This is a genomic window from Danxiaibacter flavus, assembly GCF_041060425.1.
Lineage (GTDB): Bacteria > Bacteroidota > Bacteroidia > Chitinophagales > Chitinophagaceae > Danxiaibacter > Danxiaibacter flavus.
In genome coordinates, this window is record NZ_JAULBC010000002.1 from 134888 (window position 1) to 157526 (window position 22639).

General features: G+C 39.9%; 23 protein-coding genes. 4 read left to right on the plus strand and 19 right to left on the minus strand.

What is annotated here, in order from left to right; translation table 11 throughout:
* Positions 1 to 3: 3 nt before the first annotated feature.
* The gene (locus QTN47_RS06255; RefSeq protein ID WP_369328482.1) at positions 4 to 3069 is read right to left on the minus strand and encodes a SusC/RagA family TonB-linked outer membrane protein; all 3066 of its coding nucleotides are present in this window, start codon (positions 3067 to 3069) and stop codon (positions 4 to 6) included.
* 688 nt (positions 3070 to 3757) lie between these two features.
* Here QTN47_RS06255 and QTN47_RS06260 point away from each other — a divergent pair.
* Positions 3758 to 4246 carry a hypothetical protein gene (locus QTN47_RS06260; protein ID WP_369328483.1) on the plus strand — a complete coding sequence of 163 codons (489 nt, stop codon included), beginning with the start codon at positions 3758 to 3760 and terminating at the stop codon, positions 4244 to 4246.
* 45 nt (positions 4247 to 4291) lie between these two features.
* Here QTN47_RS06260 and QTN47_RS06265 read toward each other — a convergent pair whose 3' ends face one another.
* The 14 genes from QTN47_RS06265 to QTN47_RS06330 form a co-directional block, all read right to left on the minus strand.
* The gene (locus tag QTN47_RS06265; protein ID WP_369328484.1) at positions 4292 to 5491 is read right to left on the minus strand and encodes an outer membrane protein assembly factor BamB family protein; all 1200 of its coding nucleotides are present in this window, start codon (positions 5489 to 5491) and stop codon (positions 4292 to 4294) included.
* Between the two features lie 450 nt (positions 5492 to 5941).
* Positions 5942 to 6565 (minus strand): class I SAM-dependent methyltransferase, encoded by a 624-nt coding sequence (locus QTN47_RS06270; protein WP_369328485.1) that lies wholly within the window; start codon positions 6563 to 6565, stop codon positions 5942 to 5944.
* A 24-nt stretch (positions 6566 to 6589) separates the two neighbouring features.
* Complete coding sequence (locus QTN47_RS06275; protein WP_369328486.1) at positions 6590 to 7240, minus strand: HAD family hydrolase; 651 nt, start codon at positions 7238 to 7240, stop codon at positions 6590 to 6592.
* A gap of 242 nt (positions 7241 to 7482) precedes the next feature.
* Positions 7483 to 8304 carry an alpha/beta fold hydrolase gene (locus QTN47_RS06280; RefSeq protein WP_369328487.1) on the minus strand — a complete coding sequence of 274 codons (822 nt, stop codon included), beginning with the start codon at positions 8302 to 8304 and terminating at the stop codon, positions 7483 to 7485.
* Positions 8305 to 8743: 439 nt separating this feature from the next.
* Entirely contained in the window at positions 8744 to 9421 is a 678-nt protein-coding gene (locus QTN47_RS06285) for a sigma-70 family RNA polymerase sigma factor (RefSeq protein WP_369328488.1), read from the minus strand.
* Between the two features lie 9 nt (positions 9422 to 9430).
* Complete coding sequence (locus QTN47_RS06290) at positions 9431 to 9814, minus strand: hypothetical protein (RefSeq protein ID WP_369328489.1); 384 nt, start codon at positions 9812 to 9814, stop codon at positions 9431 to 9433.
* 127 nt (positions 9815 to 9941) lie between these two features.
* A complete protein-coding gene (locus QTN47_RS06295) occupies positions 9942 to 10544 on the minus strand; it encodes a hypothetical protein (protein WP_369328490.1) in 603 nt (200 codons plus the stop codon).
* Between the two features lie 81 nt (positions 10545 to 10625).
* Positions 10626 to 11480, minus strand: coding sequence for a phytanoyl-CoA dioxygenase family protein (locus tag QTN47_RS06300; RefSeq protein WP_369328491.1), 855 nt, complete (start codon positions 11478 to 11480; stop codon positions 10626 to 10628).
* Between the two features lie 193 nt (positions 11481 to 11673).
* Complete coding sequence (ubiG, locus tag QTN47_RS06305) at positions 11674 to 12474, minus strand: bifunctional 2-polyprenyl-6-hydroxyphenol methylase/3-demethylubiquinol 3-O-methyltransferase UbiG (RefSeq protein WP_369328492.1); 801 nt, start codon at positions 12472 to 12474, stop codon at positions 11674 to 11676.
* Positions 12475 to 12922: 448 nt separating this feature from the next.
* Positions 12923 to 13357, minus strand: a complete 435-nt coding sequence (locus tag QTN47_RS06310; protein WP_369328493.1) for a GNAT family N-acetyltransferase — start codon at positions 13355 to 13357, stop codon at positions 12923 to 12925.
* 50 nt (positions 13358 to 13407) lie between these two features.
* The gene (locus QTN47_RS06315) at positions 13408 to 14649 is read right to left on the minus strand and encodes an RNA polymerase sigma factor (protein WP_369328494.1); all 1242 of its coding nucleotides are present in this window, start codon (positions 14647 to 14649) and stop codon (positions 13408 to 13410) included.
* Positions 14650 to 14693: 44 nt separating this feature from the next.
* On the minus strand, positions 14694 to 15035 hold the full coding sequence (locus QTN47_RS06320; RefSeq protein ID WP_369328495.1) for a YciI family protein: 342 nt from the start codon (positions 15033 to 15035) through the stop codon (positions 14694 to 14696).
* 76 nt (positions 15036 to 15111) lie between these two features.
* Positions 15112 to 15324 (minus strand): SDR family NAD(P)-dependent oxidoreductase, encoded by a 213-nt coding sequence (locus QTN47_RS06325; protein ID WP_369328496.1) that lies wholly within the window; start codon positions 15322 to 15324, stop codon positions 15112 to 15114.
* A 308-nt stretch (positions 15325 to 15632) separates the two neighbouring features.
* Positions 15633 to 15914, minus strand: a complete 282-nt coding sequence (locus QTN47_RS06330) for a hypothetical protein (RefSeq protein WP_369328497.1) — start codon at positions 15912 to 15914, stop codon at positions 15633 to 15635.
* A 365-nt stretch (positions 15915 to 16279) separates the two neighbouring features.
* Between QTN47_RS06330 and QTN47_RS06335 the strand changes: the two genes are divergently transcribed.
* The gene (locus QTN47_RS06335) at positions 16280 to 16738 is read left to right on the plus strand and encodes a YciI family protein (RefSeq protein ID WP_369328498.1); all 459 of its coding nucleotides are present in this window, start codon (positions 16280 to 16282) and stop codon (positions 16736 to 16738) included.
* Positions 16739 to 16773: 35 nt separating this feature from the next.
* Here QTN47_RS06335 and QTN47_RS06340 read toward each other — a convergent pair whose 3' ends face one another.
* The 4 genes from QTN47_RS06340 to QTN47_RS06355 all read right to left on the minus strand — a co-directional run bounded on the left by QTN47_RS06340 (position 16774) and on the right by QTN47_RS06355 (position 20033).
* Positions 16774 to 17301, minus strand: coding sequence for a VOC family protein (locus QTN47_RS06340; protein ID WP_369328499.1), 528 nt, complete (start codon positions 17299 to 17301; stop codon positions 16774 to 16776).
* Between the two features lie 802 nt (positions 17302 to 18103).
* Positions 18104 to 18400, minus strand: coding sequence for a hypothetical protein (locus QTN47_RS06345; protein ID WP_369328500.1), 297 nt, complete (start codon positions 18398 to 18400; stop codon positions 18104 to 18106).
* Between the two features lie 182 nt (positions 18401 to 18582).
* Positions 18583 to 19083 carry a DinB family protein gene (locus QTN47_RS06350; RefSeq protein ID WP_369328501.1) on the minus strand — a complete coding sequence of 167 codons (501 nt, stop codon included), beginning with the start codon at positions 19081 to 19083 and terminating at the stop codon, positions 18583 to 18585.
* Positions 19084 to 19595: 512 nt separating this feature from the next.
* Positions 19596 to 20033: a helix-turn-helix domain-containing protein gene (locus tag QTN47_RS06355; protein ID WP_369328502.1), complete on the minus strand. Its 438-nt coding sequence runs from the start codon at positions 20031 to 20033 to the stop codon at positions 19596 to 19598.
* Between the two features lie 232 nt (positions 20034 to 20265).
* On the opposite strand from QTN47_RS06355, the gene QTN47_RS06360 reads away from it, so the two are divergent.
* Positions 20266 to 20649: a hypothetical protein gene (locus tag QTN47_RS06360; protein ID WP_369328503.1), complete on the plus strand. Its 384-nt coding sequence runs from the start codon at positions 20266 to 20268 to the stop codon at positions 20647 to 20649.
* Positions 20650 to 21418: 769 nt separating this feature from the next.
* Positions 21419 to 22597: a hypothetical protein gene (locus tag QTN47_RS06365; protein WP_369328504.1), complete on the plus strand. Its 1179-nt coding sequence runs from the start codon at positions 21419 to 21421 to the stop codon at positions 22595 to 22597.
* The last annotated feature ends 42 nt before the right edge of the window (positions 22598 to 22639 follow it).

Consider the following 22639-nt stretch of genomic DNA (forward strand, 5'->3'; position numbering starts at 1 on the left):
CCATTAAAATTGAAGGTTAACGCCAAATGTGTATAAACCTGTTTGCGGATAGTAAACCGCTCTTCCTGAAGGTGTTTCAGGATCAAGGTGCCATTCATTCAGTTTGGAAATGGTAAACACATTGGTTGCGGAAACATAAAAACGTAATCTTTGTACATGAATATTTCTGAGCACTGATGCCGGAATATTGTAAGCCAGTTGTATGTTTTTCAGACGCAGGTAATCACCTCTGTAAACGAGTCTGTCTGAAGTAGCCACATTTCTCAGATCATATTTCACGGGACGTGGAAAACGTGCGTTGGTATTCTGGGAAGTCCAATAATTATTGGCATAGATCTCATCTGTAAATCCTTCCTGGTTACCCATTTCGGCCAGCGCACCTGAAAGGCGGGTATCAACTTTTGCCGCACCCTGGAACAGAATGCTTAACTCAAAATTCTTGTAAGAAAAATTACCGTTGAATGCATAAACGTATTTAGGAAATGAATTACCAATAACGGTCATATCATTAGCGTCAATCTTGCCATCATTGTTACGATCTACATACTTAACGTCACCCGGCTTTGTGTTAGCAGCATAGGTGGCCTTGTACTTGGTGATTTCATCCTGCGATTGAAACAGGCCGTCTGTCTGATATCCCCACAATGTATTTATGGGTAAGCCTTTAGCAATAATGTACCTGGGATCAATATCAGAACCGGTGATGTATGGTCCCGTGCCTTTTAAATCAAGTACTTTGTTCTCGTTTATGCTCAGGTTAGCACCTACAGAATACCTGAAGTCACTGCCCCTGCCGCCACCGTTATAGTTGGCACTGAACTCCCATCCCTTGTTTTCAACAGAACCTGCATTTTGGTATGGAGCAATCAGGCCCACAGTTGCCGGGATGTTCAGGTTAAGCAAAATATCGTTGGTCACTTTGCGATAATAGTCCACCGTCAGGTTCAATCTTTTGTCAAATGCTGCCGCATCCACACCGATATCCAATTGTGTGGTAGACTCCCAGCCCAGGTTCTTGTTGGCCAGTGTTGTTTGCCTGTAACCATTCACAGCCTGGCCGCCGAAGTCGTAGCCTGCAAGGGATAGCGACGCATAATAGCTATACAGGTCCACTGACTGGTTACCAGTTTTTCCGTATGAACCTCTCAGTTTTAAATCCTGCACAACAGGTTTAATCTGGTCCCAGAAATTTTCTTCTGATAATACCCAACCTGCAGAAAATGATGGGAAGAAGCCATATTGTTTATCGCCCGTAAATTTGGACGACCCATCATAACGACCATTTACTTCTAACAGGTATTTTCCGGCGTAATCATAGTTCAGCCTGCCGAACCAGGAACGTAATGCATACTGAGCGTCGTTACCACTGTTGCTTTTCGTTGCGTCGTTAGCACCCTGTCCGATAGACTGAATATCATTATTGTAAAATCTCTCCCTGTAAGCTGTAAGAAACGTTTGCACGTTATCAATCTGTGAATAACCGGCGAGTACTTTTCCATGATGTTTGCCAAATGATTTCTGATAAGTCAGCAAATTATTCCATGTGTATTCACGAAGATTATTACGTGTTTCCGTTAATGTATTGTTGGGCATTGTCTTTACAATTCCTGTAATAGAGTCTTTATTGGTATAAGAATTTGCGAAGGCCTTGCCTTGTGTAAAGTAAGCACGTGCAGAAAGGAAGGATGAGAACGAAAGGCCTTTGATTATTTCCCAATTGCCTTGTACTGCACCTGTAAAATAATCATTGCGCGTTTTGGTAAGTCCGCCAATTTCATCAAACATCATGGGGTTGTTACCCTGCGTGCTTAAACCATATGTACCGTTCGGATATTTTGGAACGGCCCACATAGAACCGTGGAAAAAGTTATTGATCGGATCAACGGTGGGCACCTCTGTGTAGTTATACCGGTAGTCAATATTTGCATTAAACGTAAGTGTTTTTGATGCGGTGTAATCTGTATTCAGCCTGATCTCCGCAATTTTATTACCATAGTTTTTAATAATGCCCTGCTGATCCTGGTAGCGAAGACTTAATCTTGAACGAAGGTTATCACCGCCTCCACTGATCGCAACGGATTGGTTTGTTTGCGGAGCTGTTCTTAACATGGTTTCAAACCATGTGTTGGGCAGCGGATATTTATAGCGATCGGTTGCATTTACCCATACAGCAATGCTGGAGTCTGTAAATTTTGCAGGAATGGGAAGACCTGCATTCCCATAAGCAACTTGCTGTTCCTTCATGTAATCCTCAATGCCCATTTGTACAGGTTTATTGATGGCCCGTTGCAACGCATAATAACCATCATAGCTTATCTGCGCAGCTCCTTTTCTTGCCGCTTTTGTAGTAACAAGTACCACACCGTTAGTAGCGCGTGAACCATAGATGGCGGTTGATGCAGCATCTTTTAATACGGTGATTGTTTCAATATCGTTTGGGTTAAGATCCTCCATGCGTTGTTCGGAACCATCTACTATCACCAACGCATCATTCTTACTCAGGTCGAATCCGCTGGTACTGCTGCTGTTTGTGTTAAATGTGGTTATACCACGAACACGAATGGTGGTTGATGATTTTCCAGGAGCGCCTCCGAGATCAAGCACTGTAACGCCCGGCAACTGGCCTTGCAACGATTGCTGTACGTTTGATACCGGCCGCTTTGCAAGCTCTGCGCCGCCAACCTGCGCCACTGAATTGGTGAGCGTGATCTTTTTCTGCGTACCGTAAGCTACTACCACTACATCTGTAAGGTTTTGCTCGGATGCAGTTAAGTCAATATTTAATGCTGAGCCATTTGCTGTAATTTCTGTAGGGCCGAATCCTACATGGCTAAACTGCAGTTTGAAAGGAAAAGATTGATTTGTCCTTAACACAAATTGTCCCTTTGAATTTGTGGTTGTTTGTACTGTTGTGCCCTTAATGCGGATAGTTACGCCCTCAAGTGGTTCGTGATTTTTACTATCAGTTATCACGCCTTCCTGAACGGAGGTTGTTGTTGTTTCCTGGGCATGCAGGAATGCCTGTAAAAACAACAGGCAAAACAAGGAAAGCCAGATTTTAGATTTCATGAGTGGTTAAATTAAATTGATGTTTGCAGGTTTATGCGGCATTTAATACAAAAGCATTACACCTCAACACTTTTCAAAGTGTGAGTATTGTTGAAAAAAATATATAAGTGCTTATATAATATATTTTTCCCGTAACAGATAATCGTCTGCGGATTAGCTACTCAGTTATCGTGAAGGTTAATAGTGATCAGTTATATGCCATTCAGTGATAAGTACATTTCAGCGAACCGGGAAAAAGATTTTATCTATCGACAGTTTAACAACACATACAACAGCATAAGACCGTTGTGGAGATTGCTTTACCTGAAGGCACAAACAGCCTTGCAGTGTCAGTGTCAGTGTCAATTGATTTCAAGTGGTTCATATTTAAGTTTTGGATGAGATTAAAACCGGGAGAAAATTAAATTCCTACCATTTCTATAGACAAATATATTTTAAATATTTTTTAATGAACAAATTTTTTTGAACTGAAAAAAAATAAATCTGGCTTGTGACTCTTGCGCCAATAGGATGTTGAAGTATGAATGCCCCTAAACTCCCACACCTGGAAGTATGTTGAGATCGGGATAAAAATGGTATTGTATGGAAAGATCGAAGCCTTTATCCCGGATGGATTTTGCACTTTCCATCTTTTTTATATCTTAGAGTTTATAAAGCTATTATTCGTAAAGAAAGATATTGAGCGACTATGGGACGTGAAGTTTACATTACAAGAAAAAAACAGTGGTTTGACCCGGAATCTGACAAAGACATCCCTTTGGATGACTGGATGACGTTTGTGAAAAATGATCCTGACATGAGGTTGGACAATGCTACTGAAGTAAAGCTGGAGGACGGCGAAATATTCCGGTATGATAATCCGGGAGCTGCAGTGTTTCTCCACAGAAAATGCGGCGAAATGGAGGTTTGCGAAATAACTTTCGAATACATTTCCGGTAATATCCGCGTTGATGAACCCGACGCTGAAACCATGGAAAAAATTAAGCATATCGCTTTTAAGTTGAATGCGCATGTTCAGTCAGAAACAGAAGCTGAAACAGAAGAAATTGAACTTTCACAACCTGAAGAAGTGAAACCTGCTTTCAAGTTTGAGGACATACTGAATCCATTTAAGAAGATAATGAACAAGCTTGAACCTGGTACGGGGACAAATGATAAGCCACTGGAAACACAATAGAAGACCGTAAGATAGTAAGACCGTAAGAGGGGAATACAGAGAGACTTAGATTTTCAGGCAGTAGATGGTGCCGTCCATGCTGGTGGTGATGAGAAAATCTTTGTACAATGCAGGTTGGGAAATAATGCCGCCCATGGCAATATAGAGATCGAGAAAATCTTCATTCCTTTTTATAATTCCATTAAAAATATCATCACGATAGGTGTCATCTGTTTTAAAATAGATGGAACGGTGGGCGTTGTAGCCGTCTGTGGTAAAATCGTAAAGCAACTTCCCACCGTTCTTGCCGAGACCATAGAGATGCCCCATCATGGTACCGAAATAGATGACAGTATCCTTTACTACAGCTCCACCGAAGATGTTGTACTTTGCGTCAAACTTCCATAACACGTCACCATTAAACGGATTTAAAGCGAGAAACAGATGGTCATCTGAAGTTCCTATGTATAAAACAGAATCTGCAATCAACGGAGGTGTGATGGCCCAGCCTCTTTTAAAGCGCATGTTCCAGCGGCAATAACCCTTATCCGCATCAAGTGCATAAAAATTAAAGTCACGCCCCCCTGCAAATATATTTCCGCTGAACGCAGTTGCCGGTCCGTTGAATTCGCCGATCGGGAAATATTGCTGTCCGACAGATTTGAATTTCCAGCTAAGCGTTCCATCCTTTTCGTTCAGTGCATAGAACCATCCGTCGAAAGAACCGATAAAAATCTTATCAGCATAAATGCAGGGCCGAGTGTGCACGATGTTACCTGTCTTTACTTTCCATGCCAACATTCCGGTTTGCGCGTTAACAGCGTAAATACATGAATCGCCGGAGCCAAAGTAAATATTGTTGTTGTGATAAACTGGCGAAGATTGAAAGTAATCTGCAAAACTATAGAGTTCATACTTCTTCTCTCCTCCGGTCGTAAATTTCCATTTTATATTTCCGGATTTATCAGCACAATACAGTATGCCGTCGCCACCCAGAAAATATACAGATCCATTGTTGATGCATGGTGTTGAACGGATGTCCCCATTGGTCTTGATCTTCCATTTTATTGCGCCTGTAACAGCATCAATTGCATAAAAATTACTGTCCAGACCGCCAAAGTAAACAATGTCATTATCAACAACAGGTGAGCCTATCAATGGCGCAGATGTTTTAAATTTCCAGATAACATTTTCCTGGGCTGTAAGAAAAAAAATGATGCATTGCAGACAGGCAAGAAGACTAATCTTTTTAATGATGAGTACCATATGCTTTGATGATTGACAGCAATGAACTGCAATACTGATATTAAAATAAACAATAGCATTCAGATCAAAAAACCACTCATCAAATAAAACGCGAGAGGGGCATTATTATGTACGCTCCGACAAGGCCTCTCCGTCAAGTGAGAATAATTTTGCAGGATAATGATAAGGAAACTTTATCATTGGTTTTCATAGGATATTGGTTGAGCCCGTATTTCCATGCGGGCTTCTCTATTGGAGGATTATAAAAATGCTGAGTCAGAGATTGATCACAAAAGAAAGACGAGTTTTATAAATGCGATTTATTATTAAACAGAGTTACACGGAGTATGCACAAAGATGCACGGAGGGCTGTTTAGAATTTAAAAACTCTGTGTAACTCTGTGTCTTCTCCTGGCTTCCTCCGTGTAACAATAATTCTACCTAAAAAGGGATTATTTCAACCGGAGATTATCAACCTTCTTTTACCCCCACAAATCTTATCACAGATCCTTTACCGTTATGATATAACCCTTCATTCAATTCAATTTCTTTTTCTTCCAGCTCGATGAATTTATAGTTGGCAAAGTCGGCTTTAACCTCTTCAAGAGAAAAAAGCGAAGCCAGGTCCTTAGGGCCTCCTATTTTTTCATTCTGTTGTTGATATTCGATATGTTTTTTACTGAACGCTTCGAAAATTACGGTACCGCCTTTGCGAAGATATTTGTTGAGCGCCTTATGATAAGTCGACTTGAGCTCTGCAGGAAAATGTGCATAGATCAATGCGATTGCATCAAATTGCCCATCATTGTATGGCAACGTTTCCAGCTTACCTACTTTGTAGTCGATCGAAACGTTAGCTTCTGCCAACAGCAGTGCTTTATTCCTGCCTTCATCACTTATATCAAAAGCTGACACTTCCCAGCCGAGTTTTGCAGCGAATACTGCATTACGGCCCTCTCCTTCTGCAGGAAATAAAATCTGCCCAACGCTAAGTCTTTCCAGTTGCTCTTTCAAATAATTATTGGGTTCTATGCCGTATGCATATTCCTTCTGACTAAACCTGTCATTCCATCTTTCGGTCCAATTGTCTGCCATAGTATTGCTATTTTTTGAATATCACTAGTAAATCTTCTGTTGAATCCATGTTGAAAATTCTTCAACTGAATAAAATATTTCATCAGGCTCAAGTTCTATCAGTTTTTCCGGTTCAGCTGTTTCTGCCCATGCAGCCGCAATAACCGGTATACCAGCCTTTCTGCTTGCGATGATATCACTGGGTGCATCGCCTACATAGATCACTTCATTCTTTGGCACCCCGTTCCAGTCATCGAGGATGACTTGTATTCCCTCAGCCTTTCTTGCACCTTTTGGTGAACCGGTCTCAAGCAACTCAAAGTAATGCGTCAATTCAAAGTATCTTAAAGATATATCTGTACTGTATTTGCCCTTTCCCGTCACCATGGCAATCCGCACTCCGTTATCTTTTAAAGCGTCCAGCAATTCTTTGATGCCATCAAAAGCTACCGGACACATATCGTGTAGATCCTCATAATAATGCAGGTAATCCGTAACGCCTTTATCGTAATGATCAGGTGCCAGCGCCATTATTGTGCCTTCTTCCGATGGTCCAAACGTTGCTATGATCTCGGTATCAGAAAGTGCGCGCTGTATAAGTGGTTCAACCGATTGTCGAAATGCCTGGATGCATAACGGCAGCGTATTAGCCAATGTTCCGTCGAGGTCAAAAATAACTCCTCTGATTTTTTTCATTGTTGTTGCTTGTTTTTAAATCCAGCATAGGTAAATAACGGTAATGGATTGACGAAGAATATCTCATCCTCAATCCGGGTTGTTGCAATTTACTTTGAAATTTGCATCTTTCATTGCTGCTTCATTTTTAAGCGGGCAATAAATATTCTTGAGCGTTACAGCATACAGCAACAAAAAAACTGCTACCGGAATCGATAGCAGTTTTATCAAAATATCATCAGACTAAATTTCTTCGCGACGTTCTATGATTGTATAAATGCCAGAAGATCCGCGTTAATAGTCGCAGCTTCAGTAGTCGGCATACCGTGCGGAAAACCAGGATAAGAAATCAATTTTCCGTTCTTTACAAGTTTTACGGCTTTTGCACCGGTAAGCTGGAAAGGAACGATCTGATCATCTTCGCCGTGCATTACTAAAACAGGAACATCCACACTCTTCAAATCTTCTGTAAAATCTGTTTCTGAAAAAGCTTTAATACAGTCATAATGCGCTTTTATGGCACCCATCATACCTTGTCTCCACCAATTATCCCTTACACCTTGAGACACTTTTGCACCTTCGCGGTTATAGCCATAGAAAGGAAGTGTAAAATCCTGAAAATATTGCAGTCTTTGTGTTGCGGTATTCAGGCGTATTTCATCAAAGACTGACAAAGGAATACCATCCGGATTGTTCTCCGTTTTTGCCATGACAGGCGTTACGGCGCTGATCAAAACTGCTTTTGCCACGCGGCCCTTACCATGTTTTGCCACATAGCGGATCACTTCTCCGCCGCCCGTTGAATGTCCAACATGTATTGCATCCTTTAGATCAAGCGCTTTTGTAAGCTCAGCGACATCAGCTGCATAAGTATCCATATCATGACCATTTGCAGTTTGGGTTGACCTTCCATGTCCCCTTCTATCGTGTGCAATCACCCGGAAGCCATGATCAAGGAAGAACATCATCTGCGCATCCCAATCATCGCCAGACAAGGGCCAGCCATGATGGAAAACGATCGGCTGACCTGTTCCCCAGTCTTTGTAATAGATCTCTGTACCGTCTTTTACTTTAATTGTTGCCATGTTTTTGAGTTTTAATAATGTTATCAATGTGGTTTGACGCTGAAGAATTAATGAGCTGTTTTTAAGTACGATTTACAAGGTCCGCCCGCGCCGAATGTGCATCCGGACGGGAAAGTACCTGGCATTGGAATTACTGACGGTCTTTCAACAACTGAAGGCTGTAAAAGTTTGTTGATAGTAACACCAATTTGTTGTTTTCTTTTCTTTAAACCGAATTGCCCTGCAAATATGACTGACTTTAATTGTGGATTTGCCATGTGCCAGTAAATGGTACAATAGAATTAGTAAAAGGAAAAACACAATTGCATAAAGAAGCTGATCTGCATAGATTTTGGGATAATTTCCTGCCGACAGCAATAATCGCGATTGCTGGTTGCTATTGTTTTTTGAGGGACATATAAAATAAAAAAACGCTACCGTTTTGGTAGCGTTTTTTTATTTATTCTGAAATTGCGGAGCCGGATTGAAGATCTTTAATCTTATCCATCACCCTGCTTACCATCCCATCACAGTAAACGCGATTAAACTCAAAGATCTCTTCTGGTTGATAGTACTTTTCAATCTCCTTTCTCAGCATACTTTTAGCGCGATTAAGGCGGGTTTTCACATTGGCCTGGCTAATATTCAGCGTTTCGGCCGTTTCCTCAATACTAAAGCCATTTATCTCACGGAGAGAGAACACCATCCGGTAATCCAGGCTGAGTTGCTTTAATGCATTTTCCACTATTAATCCCAGCTCCTTGTTGACAACGGAATTGGCAGTATCGGCGTTTCGGTTGGATGAATACATTGGAACTGATTTATCACTGATCTCTGATGGTGTTTCATTGCTAAAGCTTAGTTTATGCTTTTTGTGAAAGCAGTTGTTCAGCATTATCCTGGTAATCCAGGTTTTGAATGCCGCATGACCCGCAAATTTTGAGAGGTTACGGTAGGCATCGATAAATGTCTCCTGCATAAGGTCCTGTGTATCTTCATGGCTATAGTTATAGCTCCTACCCGTCTTGTAAAGAATGGCGTTATTTCTTCGGATGATGATCTCAAACAAGGCCACTTCGCCATTCAATATAAGCTTTATCAATTGCTGGTCTGAATACTGGTCTGGTACGTCTTTCATATTTTTTTGTTATGCAACAATTTTTGCAATCCGGGATAGCGAGAACGCTCCTATTGCCATTACAAGGTCACGAACTGCAACGTCAAAATAATGACCGCCGAATATTAGCGTCAAGGCGATTAATGTTAACCATGCTGCAACAATAATTGCACCAACAGCCGGTTTTAGCAATACAATAACACCGGCAATTATTTCAATTACGCCAACAACCATCATAAATGTATGAGGCTGAAGCGGAAGCATACCCTCCATTTTCGGACTAAGATAGTGTTCCCAATTGGTTATTAAATTGGTGAACTTGTCAAGACCCGCCACAATTGGTACCAGGCCATATGTGAGCCTTAAGAGATTGAACGTAGGCCTGATGGCCTGATTTAAATTAATGCTTTCCATTTCTTTTGATTTAGTGTTCTTCTTTAATAGAGTGTGCGAGAAATGAAAAGGTTACAAATGATACTGAAATTTTATCTGCATTAAGATTTACTAAAACTTCGTTGGAAGAAATCCGATTTGCATGCAGCTAATACAGATTGTTGCCAATTTTTAATTGAATCTTATAGCCAATGAGCTGTTGCGTCTCACCACTTTCGGGCAGTAGAACGTTTGTTATAGCAAAAAAATTTTTCGCCAGTATAATTTGTACGCGGCCATAATACGTTTTGGAATTTACATCTGTGAATTCAGCTTTTTCAATACCGCCATCAACGGTTATCTTTTTTAAACTATCAAACTCCGAGTACGTTTCTACTAATAATTTAAAGGCCACTGCCGCTGCGATCTCGTCGGAAAACTCAAAACAAAGGCTGATTTCTGAAATATTGTCCAGCCATTCAGGATCACTATAAGTCTTTTGGGTGATGGCCAATTGCCCACTGCTAAACTTTCCGTTAAAAAATGGATGCTTTTCAAAAATGTATGTATTCGTAACAGTAATAAATGATGGCGGTGTTTTATATTCCTGGGGGTGATCGGTCCGCGTACGATCCGTTTCCTTATAAAAAACCGGAACATATTTTCTCGCAAACATCTCGATTGAAGGGTGCGGATTTAGCGATAACACGCCGAAAAAAAGTTGATCGGTATAGCTATCAAGAGTGAGATTGGAATTGTCTTGAGTCGTCATACTAAAATTTTACTCAGGTCAAAATTTCGGGTTCTTTTGAAAGGTAATAATACACTCCGTGAAAAACAAGCTTGCCCGGTTTTAACTGAAATTAACTCCTGCAATATCAATGCCCCGATCTGTTTGTATACAACTCAGATCAAATTTTTCAGACCACCTTAACCCTGCCGGTAGTTCCAGATCAGAAAATTCAATGTGAATTACACGTCGCGGCATGTCGTTGATTGTTCTTCCTGAGCTATGCAACAGCAATGGCCGCATCAGCATAATACCGCCCTGAGGAACAGCACAAACTACCTCTTTTTCAATATTCCAGTCAATTGCTTCGGGTCTGTAAATTCCTTTCAGGTGAGAGCCGGGAACAACCCGTAATGCGCCGTTATCTCCACTTGTCTCATCCAGATGAATGCGTATAGTTAAAATTTGTTGCAGTATTTCCAGTGGCGGTTGAACAGCAAATTGGTTTTGCTTCACTGTCCATGGTCCAAAGCCTGCCATTTCATTTTTTTTGTCTACGGAAATAGTCAGGTCCTGATGGTAAGAAACATACCAATTTGAAGTTTTCGGCTTATCGAAATATATGCTTTTAACAACAAAATAGTTGCCTTTAAAAAAGTTTTTAAGAACTGCATGTAAGCGGCTATTAAAAATGATTTCAAGGATTTCAGGTAGTTCCTTCAAAAATTGTCGAATGGCAAAGAGTTCGGTTGACCGCCTGAAGGTTTCTTTACTTTTTTCCGCAGAGTCAATGACATTCAGAATACGCTCAATGTCGTCTGCGGAATAAATATTCCTAACTGTTGCAAAACCACGCTCATTTAATCCATCCCTATAATTCATTACTGACAGGGTTTTAGTGTCTTTAAAAAAGAAAAATACAGGATTCAAAATAGCTGCGGGAGAAACGAAAATTCCTGGTGGCAGCTCGTATTTCATCCACGTGTGAAAAATACCGAATCTTTCATTGTGAGATCACAATCGCGACGTAAAAGTGTCCTACATTTTCGAAATGTAGGACACTTTTACGTCAGCAAGCAAGTTGCCGGGCCCGGTATCAATTGATTTCCTCAATTAATGCTTGGATATCCCAACAACGGTCATGCATTGCCGTAGTTTCACACGCTGTACATTACTTTTTTATTGCATATCCGCAATAAAGTATATTCATATCCTTGCTTTCCACAAGCCAGAAATGTTTTCCAAGCTCTGCAAAATTCCATTCACCTTTTGCACGCTTTCTAAGAAAACCAAGCATTTGGGGAATGGATACATTTGGCTGAGATCCCCCATGCTCCTGCCATTCTAAATTGTTTTTCGCCAAAAGTTCTTTAATCTCCCCTGGTTTAATAAACATTTTCCAAACGTGAAGATTGGGTGGCATAAATGCCCATCGTTTCCATTCCTGCCAGATCTTAATTGCCACCAACTTGCTCACGAAAGTGCGATTAAGTGTATCATAGATGAAAACACCGCCTGATTTCAATACTCTTGAAATTTCAGAGATAACTTTTGGAAGGTCGCGTACATGCTCCAGAACATCACAGCAGAAAACACAGTCAAATGACTGATCAGGATACGGGATCTGCTCACCTGTACCCTTTTCATAAACGATAGAAAGGCCTTCTGCCCTTGCATGATTGCGTGCTGTTTCAAGCGATTCGTCTGCAGGATCTATACCGGTAGTAGAAAATCCCATCTTACAGATTTCTTCAGCAAGAATTCCGCCACCGCTGCCAACCTCAAGCGCCTTTTTATTCTTGGCGTCTATGTTCAGTTTTTCCAAAACCCTGGCTGCATAACCTACCCGCCATGGATTTATAGATGTCTTCAGCAGATACAAAATATTATCAGGTGTCCACCATATATCACCTTGTGATTTATAGACTTCATTATTGATCTGGTCGTAAATCTCTTTTGCAATTTTTTCCATTTTTATTGCTTGAAAGTTTATGAAGAAGGTTAAAACGCTTTATTTATTACTAACAAGCCTATACACTAATTTCACTATCCTATCGCTACATGCCGAAACTGCATTTGTGTTCGCGAAACAGATACGAGACCGATCTTACATTGAAACACTAGCGGGATACATTGGGGATGAGATTCACCTGGTCAGGTACGGATCGCATTTGCCAGTCTGGATTATTTCTGTTGTTAAATTATTTGTTGTGGATGAAAAATGCAAGCACTTAAGCAGAATTTATTTCGCCCGTCAAAAAGAAACATTTTCATGGCGTAAACGTGTCCTGCATTTTTAAAATGCAGGACACGTTTACGTCGGCAAAAACCCAAGTTTGGTCAAAGATGCCACGACGTGACGTATCTATACATTTGCGATGCACGCACATCGGTCGAATAACCAGTCTCCTTCTACTTTTTCATACCTTCTGATCCAGTTCAAAAAGAATATAACTTTCTTCTCCCTCCCCACCTTTTGCCTTTTCAGTAAATCCTTTGCCTGTATAAAAAGCTACTGCTTTGGTATTCAGTTCCAAACACTTTAAGCTGACGGGAAGCCCTGTCTTCTCAATGGCCTTTTCCAATAATTTGCCTCCAATACCAAGGTTTTGATATGCACTGTCAACAAACAAATGATGAATAAAATTGTCAGGCAACCAGATTGAAATAAATCCAACCAACCGGTTATCACAAAGCGCCACTAAAATAGTCTCGCCTTCTGTTTCTTTATCAAAATCATCCGGATGAAACGAGGCTGCATCTTTCCAGGCAAAAGTCTTTTGCCGTTCTTTTAAAAACAGCATTCTCAAATCGGGCTGATCGGAAGGCCGGCTTTCAATAATAATAATATTCATTCGTTTAACAGATCTTATAAAACAGTTTCAATATAGCCGTTGTCGCATTTCTAGTGTTGACTTTTCTCTTTCGTAAGTTTCTTAATTTCCTTTGTCAGCGTGTGTATTTCCATTTGGGATTTTGTTAATGCAATAGCCTGCTGATAGTAGCTGATTGACTTGCCCACATCAACAGTTGAATACAAATAACCCAATAAAGAAAGGTATTGAGTGTTGTTATTCAGCTTTAATTTTTCAGCTTCCGTGATAGCTTTTTCGCTTCCATACACCCGGGCGAATGCAAACGCACGGTTCAATGCAGTTACAGGCGAATATTCAATAAGAATAAGCTGATTGTATAGTTGTAAGATATGTTGCCATTTGTTTTTATTGGCAGGCGTAGTATGCCAGTAAGCTATAGTGGCTTCTAAGTGATATTTTGATACTTCGTCGCCATAATACGCATTTATTAAGTAGTGATTTCCTTTTTGAATTAATTCGTCATCCCACAAACGTCTATCCTGATCCTCAAAAAGAATTGCTTCTCCTTCTTCATTAGTTCTTGCATTAAGACGTGAACTTTGAAAACACATTAACGCCAGCAGGGCATTTGTTGAAGGCATATTTGTTAACACATTTTCAGTAAGTATAGCTCCGAGCCTGAGCGCTTCTGAGCACAGTTCCTTCCTGATCATCCTATTATTAGTTTTTGAAAAATACCCTTCATTAAACAGCAGGTATACTGTTTTTAAAACACTATTCAACCTGGCTTCAATTTGAGTTTTGGATAAAGCACCAATATTAAAGTTCCCATTGCGAAGATTGATCCGGGCTCTGTATAAACGCTTTTTAATGGTTTCAATGTTTGTCAAAAAAGCGTTTGCAATTTCTTCTACACTAAATCCACAAAGAATCTGAAGCGCCAGGCAGACTTGTGATTCGGCCGGATTATCCGGATCACAAACGGAAAAAATCATTGCCAATTGGCTATCTGCAATATTTTGATTGCTGAACTCAACATCTTTTTCTGTTTCAAATCCATTTTGTTTAGCAACTTCTTTTAATTGCTTTTCAGAAACAGCGTTGTGTTTAAAATAGTCCCTGACTTTATTTTTTGCAACTGTATAAAGCCAGGCCGTGGGATTGTCAGGAACGCCTTTAATTCCCCAAACTTCCGTCGCCTTCAAAAAAGTTTCGCTTGCAATATCCTCAGCTATTTCAAGATTCTTTAGCTTATAGGAATGATATAGAACAGCAATTATTTTACTGTACTCCCTCCTAAACAAATGTGGTATAAGTTCATCCTGCTGCATAACGTAAAAAGGCCCTTGCACATTTACAAGGGCCTAGATTATAATTACAGTGCGTTAATTTCTCTTATTTCAACATTTCCGCCAAATGAAAGAATTGGGCAACCATCTGCCAGTGCGGTTGCTTCATCCATAGAGGTAGCTTTAACGAGAGAATATCCTAAAATTGATTCCTTTATTTCAGTATAAGGACCATCAGAAACCAGGCCATCACTTTTTAAAACCTGTCCTGAACTCATCAACCGGTTACCGCGATCGGCCAGTTTACCCTGAGCTGCAATACCAGCAACCCAATTCATCCACCGTTGTGTTATAGCCTGCATTTCTTCAGGCGAGCCTTTAGGCATAGTTTTATAATCGGCTCTGTAGACCAATAAAAATTCTTTCATTTTAAACGATTTTATAGTTAACAACTAATAGCAATTTCTTTTTTGGAATGCTTGCAAAAGCGCATTTCATTTTTTATCAGGCAATCATACCGGCATTAAACTGTTCCAAAGTTACACCGCTTGCCCTTGCGTTGGCCCCGAAAACTTTGTCAGTGATCGTTTTAAGTTTTTCCGGAGTTCGGCCCATTAGAAAAACCCTTGCCCCTTCGCCGCCAAAGGCTCTCGCAATTGAACCACCAACGGATCTGTTACCGTAAATGACTGCAACTTTGTTTTTTAGTTTGTTCATTTTTTGATGTTTTGTTACAGTTTAAAGACGATTTAAGTTTTGGGATGGGGACAAAATATTTTTATTTTTTTGTTGCTCGAATAACTCAACAATAACCAGGGAGGATAAGGGTTACACAGAGAAATACAGGAGAAGACACGGAGTTACACAGAGAAAATCTCCGTGCTCTCAGTGCTTTCTCCTGAATTTCTCTGTGTAACTATTATGGCTGTTATGCGACAGAACGCCCAATGACATAGCATAGCCAGATCTTTAAAAAAATAAAGAGGCAAATCCTGCCTCTTTATTTTTTTTCATCAGACGTTTATTTAACCTTCAGTTGGTTCTTCCGTTACAAGAAGATTATTCTTTCTGGCAAAATCATTCCTGTAATCCTGCAACTCTTCAATTAACCTGGTTATTGTGTCAACGGAGTTATCTGCATGATCGTGCACATCAGGTAATGCCTTATCCAATAAGTTCACCCCAACATTTATATTTTCTGCTTCCAGTTGTGTAATCTTTTTAAGCAGTGATATCTGGGAATTTTTAACATCATCCAATTCACGAAGCATTTTATCCATGGCTTCTAGTTTAGCGCGCTTTTCCATAATTAACTGTTTTATGTCAATGATGCCACAAACACCATGCAGGTAATAGTGCCAGATCGTCTTTTTAACATTTAGCCTCATTATTGGGGCACTACGATAAATAATCATAGTAAGCCAATCAATTGCCTGATCAATCCGATGTTCAGGCATCCAAAATGCAATTCAATTATTGTATCAGACTGACTATTAGACGTGTAAGAACAAGCTGCCAAAAATCATTCGACCGCCTCCTTTAAAGGAAGATTTAACCCAAACAACCCGGTTTAAATTATACATTTAAAAAACTAATTTTCCGAGAAATAATCCACCTGACTGACAAGGATCATCGAACTGTTTCTATATAAACGTCAATTAAACAAATGGTCATGAAGACATTCTTTACAACTTTCGGACTACTTGTATTCGTACTATTTGCTAATGCTCAAAAAGAAAATCCCAAATACAACAAGATGCTCGCCGATTCGCTGGGCGCAGATAAGTATGGAATGAAAATGTACACACTGGTAATTTTGAAAACCGGCAAAACTGACCTGGCGGATAAGGCAAAAAGAGACAGCTTGTTCCGCGGCCATTTAAGTAACATTGGCCGTCTTGCAGATGTTGGCAAGCTTATAGTAGCAGGACCATTGAAGAAAAACAACAACAACTACGAAGGCATTTTTATTTTAAATGTGCAGACAGATGCTGAGGCGATGGAACTACTTCAAACAGATCCGGCAATCCGTGCAAAACTGCTGGACGTGGAATTGTTTCAATGGTATGGTTCCGCCGCATTACCATTGTATTTGAACTTTCATAACAGTGTTAAAAAAATAGATTTTTGATTGTTAACTTAAGTATCAAAATCCTAAGTAGTCGATTATTTTGTTGTCTCGCTTCCAATCTGCTTGCCTAATTTTTCATAGGCAACGTCGTTTGGTTCCCATAACTCCAGCTTATTCCCTTCAAGATCGAGGATGTGGACGAACTTGCCATAATCATAGGTTTCGATACTATCTACAATTGTTATGTGGTTTAATTTCAATTCTTCAACAAGGGACTGCAGATTCTCGACCCGATAATTTATCATAAACTCTTTTGTAGAGGGTGCGAAATATTTTGTCTTTTCTGCAAAAGGGCTCCATTGCGTAAACCCTTTTTTGGTACTGTCTGCCCCCTGGTACCATTCAAAAACAGTTCCGTACTGATTGGTATTTAAGCCAAGATATGTCTTATACCATTCCTTCACTTTATTCGGATCTTTACACTTGAAAAAGATTCCCCCTATCCCGGTTACCTTTCTTGTTTTTTGCTGATTATTTTGATGTGCTGTCAGGATCGTCTTGAAGGCAAAACCGGAAAGAAACGATGCCGCAACAATCAACACCAGTAAAGTCGTTTTTTTCATTGGTAAGATGTTTATGGTTTTAAATAGCTTTAAGATAGTAACAAATGATAAAGCGTGCAACGATATTTAAACCAGGAAGTTCGGCACTGCACGGTTATTGGGTTGATTTCTTTCCCTTCTTTCGCCCTTTCAGGGCTTTATTGCATTTGTTTTTAAAACACAGGGCGTTGCCCTGTGCTAATGCCAGCGCCCCTTCAGCGCTTGTTTTTTTGAACCATATAAGAGATGTAAGGGATATAAGATGTGGGTTGACACACGTGTTACTACTTCGCTATATGAATGGATGTGTTGGTAGAAAGTGCGTCGCTCATAACAATAGCCTACGTACAAGGCTGAAGGCTTTGAAGCACAAGCACAGGGCAACGCCCCGTGAGTAAATCGCAAAATGCAATAAAGTATCTGAAGGGGCGAAAGCAAAACGAAATATAGCCCCAATAGGTTTGTATTAATTAGTTCTCATGAAAGTAATGTCACAATTCATATCCAGAAAATATTCGCTACTAAATTTTAGCAAAAAAAAATATCCCTATCATCGATGGCGAATAAGAGTGTCGTTTCGAAATTTGCTTGCACCCTTTCAGGGCTTGACGAACATTTGTTGCTTTGTCCATAGGGCGTTGCCCCATGCTAATGCTTAGACGCCTTCAGCGTCCGTCGAAGCCTCAATCACCGCTTATTTAAGTTGGCTTAAGCACTAGACGTGCTCCTTTAAATGTCTTTAAAAGCATTGTATGGTACAAGAATGTCCTATGGTTAAATTACCATAAGCATGCAGACTGCATAATTGCGTTAGGTTGACTACTCAATTTGCATCATCTTCCTTTCTCAATGAAAAAATTCTTTCTATAATAAATCCGTAAAACAGGCAATTTATGAGAAGTCCAATTAGAAACATAGAACCATCCATAAGCCAGAAAAATAACGTATGTGTTGGAAAACGAAAAATATAATAAAGTTTTTCAAGAGTTACGACTATCAGACCATTTCCGCCTGTCCCTTCATCTCTCGCTGCCGCTGCAAGCAACGTTACAAAAGTTAATATGCAACAAATGATTGTTGCAGCAAAAAAAACTTTAAAGTTGAATCTGGCTATTTTCATAGTGAACACTCTGTTTACTATCGACGCTTTTTTTAAACAGCAGGACTGTCTTACGTATATGCCACTTTTCGCTCACCAAACTTTATTCAAAAGCTAAATATAAATCCGCCTCATAGTTGATCAAGTCTTTGTCTCATAACGTTCGTAGCGTCTCAGCTCCGTCCTTAACACCGAGCCCCATCTCAAAAAACCTTTTCATCAGCTGATGGACCATATATAGAAGGCACAGCGATGTTATTCAGCCGCATATAAACGGTCATTTGTCCGCGATGATGAACCCAATGGTTTAAGGTAGAGCTTAGGTTATCAATCAATGGCGAGTTAATTATAATCTGGCTGCCGTTTTTTAATACGAACGGTTTGGATAATTGTTCAACAGTCAGCCCTTTTAAAGCCTGTTTTGCTTTCTGAATATTGTCGTCAAAAAAAGCAATCATTTCCTTTGTTGTAGTTATCTGTGGATGTGAAAAAGTTTGAAAATCGATTTCGCCTTTAGTAATCATAATTGCAATCCATTTTGGAATTTCAGCAACCAATAAAGTAAGATAACCAAACTTCATAGACTTTTCGTGCGGTTGCCAATCGTAGAGATTTTCAGGTACCCTTTCAATACATTTCCGGGTTGCAGGAATTTCGGCCTCAAACTCTTTGTAAAATTGACTGGTGATTGAAACTTCGTTCATAATTTACAAATTGAAGGTTTACAATAAGCACCTCACCTGGCACATGCATGCAGAAACAGTTTGGAGAGAAATATATTGTGGCGGCAGGCAAGATAGCGGTTGCACATTCGACTTCTAAATTAGCAATATATTCCGGAACGCTTGCTGGGAAAATGTTTTTAAACCATATAAGGCATATAAGGGAATATAAGAAATTGCCTATTGAAAACTATATTTTAATGTCAATGCGCCGCCCTTTAATGTCCTTATATCACTTCTATACAACTAGTGAATAATGAATGGTCAATGGTGAAGGTCCGAGCTGGTTAAGTAAATATATTGTCGTTTAAGTGTTATTATTATCTTGAGTAAAGCTCTTATTTGCTCTTATATGCCTTATATGGTTTAAAAAACTTCGCTTCGGTCTGCTTTGGGCGTTGGGCTCTAAGCACGCAGTGTTCGTAAAGGTGTCCTACATTTTTGAAATGTAGGACACCTTTACGAAGACTTATTGTAAGCATCACCAAACTTTATCAATTTCCGCCGTTCTCTGTTTTGGTAGCTTGCTGCGCCTGATGAAGTAATTTTTCTGCCAGCTCGCTTTTTTCTTTTTCGGCTTTCAGCAATCGTTCGTAGAGTTCAACGATCTTGTCAATGGGGTTAAATGTCAACTGTTGATTACTTTGATTATCATTTCCAAAAGCAGCACCAGCGGCCGAGCTATTGTCATTAAACGTATTGAAATAGGTATTTTTTGCTACCTCTTCGTCAAATTTTGTAATGGCTTCAACCGGTATTTTAAGCACGGCGGCAATGCGGTCGAGCGTATCCGCATCAAGGGTTTCCTTCGTCTCCAGTATTGAAATGTTTTGCTGGCTCATTCCTAAATCAAAGGCCAAAGCATCTTGCTTTACACGCAAAATTTCGCGTATTCTTTTTACGGCTCGTCCGTGATGTACTTTTTCGGGCATAGTGCTTATTGACATTTTACAAATGTAAACAAATTTAATAACCGCCTGCTTATTTGTAAGGGCACCACAAATGTTGGTGAAATACAAGCGAAATTTGTTCGGTACGCTATAAATGCGTTGTTACTTTACTAGTCGCTGGCTGCACCAAATGTGTTTATGCTTCAGTGTAATTGTTTCGCGCGGCTTCGTTTCCAATTAACATCACCCACCAAAATCCAAAATCCTTAATGAGATGAAAGTTGTTATTCACCTTCAATTACCCTCCGCCTTTGCAGATGCATGCAGGCTGCATCAGATCTCACCGCAACAGGTTATCGGGCATTTCTTCAGCTATTTGTCGCTGTATAATTATATAGATCCTTCCGAATGTCTTGCGAGCCTCCGGGCTACAAGGGTATTTCATGAGTTTCATTTAAGCCGGGGCCAATTGCAGCCGCAAGCAAATTCACCATCACATGCGCTGGCAGCAAAAAATGTTGCTGATTTGATCGCACTTATCAACTCCAATAAACCGCATGCAACCAAACGCGCCATGTATCTAAAAATTGTCGATGACTGGTTCAATCAAATTAATCAACCCTCAATCAATGACGATGGAACAGGAATTTACGCTTGATATATCGATAGAGAACCATATACTGTTTCACCTCTTCAGATGTTCAGCACAGGAGGTTGCGCAGTTTTTTGTTGATCAGCTTTCAAGCAACGCAATAAACATTTCCGGTAAAATGGCGAATGAACTTTTTGAAGATATGATTCTATATTCACCCCCTTCTTCAAAATAAAGCGGTAAGACTTGAGCTGGAAAATATGCGTAACCGGATGGCCCTGTTTTTAATCGAACTGCTAAAAAGCAATCCCTCCGCATTCGGTTAAAATCGGTTTAGCAAGGAAGCAGGCGTAATATCCATGTCACATTAATAGAACAAACAATTGTATGCACTAGAAGTATCAGCATTCAATAGTCTTGTTCTTTGAATGACTTCTTCTGTTACCCGGGTACAACGCAAGTGCATTTTGCTATGACATTATGAACATTTGTAAGTTTTAAAAATAACATCCTGCGTGTCCATTTCTGTGTACCCAGTTGCCCAGTATGTTAAAAGAATGTTTATGATCAATGAGTTGCAATAATTGCAAAAAATGTTATATGATGATAGCACGATCTCTATTCTATTGACATTTGTTAAGACGCTTAACTGAACAGGCTTTCTTAATTTTTTCTTCATTGAATTTTAAAATGTTTTCCTGACATTTCTCTTATTTCTTAAAGTCCTTTTTGGCACAGTTTTGCGTACCTAACCGTGAAAATTTTTGAAAGGTGCACCCCAATATTTTCCCAACTAATTTCTAAAACAACAACATTTAAAAACAACCAATAAACTATGAAGAAGATCCTTGTAGGGACTCTACTAGGTAGTTCCGTATTATTTGGCTGCTCAAAATCGTCGGACCTTGTAACACCAACGACCACATCAACATCGGAAAAGCTGGAACTAGCCAGTGCCTCTTTAACCCAAAATATCAAAATGTCTTTGCCACTTAATGGAACCAGCGTTTATATTAAGGACGTAAGTACTTTAAAGCTTGCTCCCGGAGATACAATCGTGATTCCAAAGTCGGTTACCAAGGTCGCTTTGTATAATGTAAGAGGCGCTTCAGGCAAACCAATTGTAGTTACAGCCGCGGCCGGCGCTGTAATTGGTGGAGGTACCGGTTGTTCGTTCGATATTAATGGGCAATACATTAAAGTAGTAAATGTGAATATCAAAGGTCTTAGTACGTCCCTGGGCTTCAAAGCTTATTACACATCAGATCTGGCATTACAAAACGTTACTGTTGACGGTGCCAGCATAGGTGTAATGATTAAAAATGATCCTTTGGCGGGACAAACCAACACCTATTATCCAACGACAATTAAAAACATATCTCTAACAGATGTTTCGGTAAAAAACACAACCGGGGAAGGGTTTTATCTTGGAAATACAGCGGACTATCAAAGCGGCTACAAAACCAGTCCTATTATCGGTCTTACAGTTACAAATGTTAAGGCTGAAAACACGGGATGGGACGGTTTCCAGATCACCAGTGCACAAAACTGCCGCGTGAATGCAGTGTCAGTTATAAATGCAGGAACTGCCAACAAAACGGCACAAATGAACGGGATCACCATCCAGGACGCAACCACAGGCTCATTCTCAAATATGTCTGTATATAAATGTACAGGTCCGGGATTGCAAATTTTCGGATGTGGCAATTTTACTGTAGATGGTCTTAATTTGAAAGATGTAGTACTTACTTCAAAATCCTATGGAATTTTTGTTGATAACAGACCTGACAGATTTAACCTGGCAGCGAAAAAACTGATCATGTCTAACGTAACACTTACACAGACTTCAGTAAAAGGTAAAATGGCTATGTATGTTGTTAACGGAACCCTGAATGGTGCAAAAGCCGCTATTCCAGGTACCGTAACTAATCTTGTTTATAACACCGGAAGCTGGGGCTCTAAGGTTGTGGATTATGCTAAGAACGTATATTATGGAGGAACAATAGGAAAATAAGAGTGAGGCGTAGGGTTTAAGGTTTGAGGCATAAGGTTTAAG

Excerpts from the sequence above, each read along its gene's own strand:
- QTN47_RS06255 (WP_369328482.1), bottom strand. The coding sequence starts at position 3,069 with ATGAAATCTAAAATCTGGCTTTCCTTGTTTTGCCTGTTGTTTTTACAG.
- QTN47_RS06260 (WP_369328483.1), top strand. The coding sequence starts at position 3,758 with ATGGGACGTGAAGTTTACATTACAAGAAAAAAACAGTGGTTTGACCCG.
- QTN47_RS06265 (WP_369328484.1), bottom strand. The coding sequence starts at position 5,491 with ATGGTACTCATCATTAAAAAGATTAGTCTTCTTGCCTGTCTGCAATGC.
- QTN47_RS06270 (WP_369328485.1), bottom strand. The coding sequence starts at position 6,565 with ATGGCAGACAATTGGACCGAAAGATGGAATGACAGGTTTAGTCAGAAG.
- QTN47_RS06275 (WP_369328486.1), bottom strand. The coding sequence starts at position 7,240 with ATGAAAAAAATCAGAGGAGTTATTTTTGACCTCGACGGAACATTGGCT.
- QTN47_RS06280 (WP_369328487.1), bottom strand. The coding sequence starts at position 8,304 with ATGGCAACAATTAAAGTAAAAGACGGTACAGAGATCTATTACAAAGAC.
- QTN47_RS06285 (WP_369328488.1), bottom strand. The coding sequence starts at position 9,421 with ATGAAAGACGTACCAGACCAGTATTCAGACCAGCAATTGATAAAGCTT.
- QTN47_RS06290 (WP_369328489.1), bottom strand. The coding sequence starts at position 9,814 with ATGGAAAGCATTAATTTAAATCAGGCCATCAGGCCTACGTTCAATCTC.
- QTN47_RS06295 (WP_369328490.1), bottom strand. The coding sequence starts at position 10,544 with ATGACGACTCAAGACAATTCCAATCTCACTCTTGATAGCTATACCGAT.
- QTN47_RS06300 (WP_369328491.1), bottom strand. The coding sequence starts at position 11,480 with ATGAAATACGAGCTGCCACCAGGAATTTTCGTTTCTCCCGCAGCTATT.
- ubiG (WP_369328492.1), bottom strand. The coding sequence starts at position 12,474 with ATGGAAAAAATTGCAAAAGAGATTTACGACCAGATCAATAATGAAGTC.
- QTN47_RS06310 (WP_369328493.1), bottom strand. The coding sequence starts at position 13,357 with ATGAATATTATTATTATTGAAAGCCGGCCTTCCGATCAGCCCGATTTG.
- QTN47_RS06315 (WP_369328494.1), bottom strand. The coding sequence starts at position 14,649 with ATGCAGCAGGATGAACTTATACCACATTTGTTTAGGAGGGAGTACAGT.
- QTN47_RS06320 (WP_369328495.1), bottom strand. The coding sequence starts at position 15,035 with ATGAAAGAATTTTTATTGGTCTACAGAGCCGATTATAAAACTATGCCT.
- QTN47_RS06325 (WP_369328496.1), bottom strand. The coding sequence starts at position 15,324 with ATGAACAAACTAAAAAACAAAGTTGCAGTCATTTACGGTAACAGATCC.
- QTN47_RS06330 (WP_369328497.1), bottom strand. The coding sequence starts at position 15,914 with ATGGAAAAGCGCGCTAAACTAGAAGCCATGGATAAAATGCTTCGTGAA.
- QTN47_RS06335 (WP_369328498.1), top strand. The coding sequence starts at position 16,280 with ATGAAGACATTCTTTACAACTTTCGGACTACTTGTATTCGTACTATTT.
- QTN47_RS06340 (WP_369328499.1), bottom strand. The coding sequence starts at position 17,301 with ATGAAAAAAACGACTTTACTGGTGTTGATTGTTGCGGCATCGTTTCTT.
- QTN47_RS06345 (WP_369328500.1), bottom strand. The coding sequence starts at position 18,400 with ATGAAAATAGCCAGATTCAACTTTAAAGTTTTTTTTGCTGCAACAATC.
- QTN47_RS06350 (WP_369328501.1), bottom strand. The coding sequence starts at position 19,083 with ATGAACGAAGTTTCAATCACCAGTCAATTTTACAAAGAGTTTGAGGCC.
- QTN47_RS06355 (WP_369328502.1), bottom strand. The coding sequence starts at position 20,033 with ATGCCCGAAAAAGTACATCACGGACGAGCCGTAAAAAGAATACGCGAA.
- QTN47_RS06360 (WP_369328503.1), top strand. The coding sequence starts at position 20,266 with ATGAAAGTTGTTATTCACCTTCAATTACCCTCCGCCTTTGCAGATGCA.
- QTN47_RS06365 (WP_369328504.1), top strand. The coding sequence starts at position 21,419 with ATGAAGAAGATCCTTGTAGGGACTCTACTAGGTAGTTCCGTATTATTT.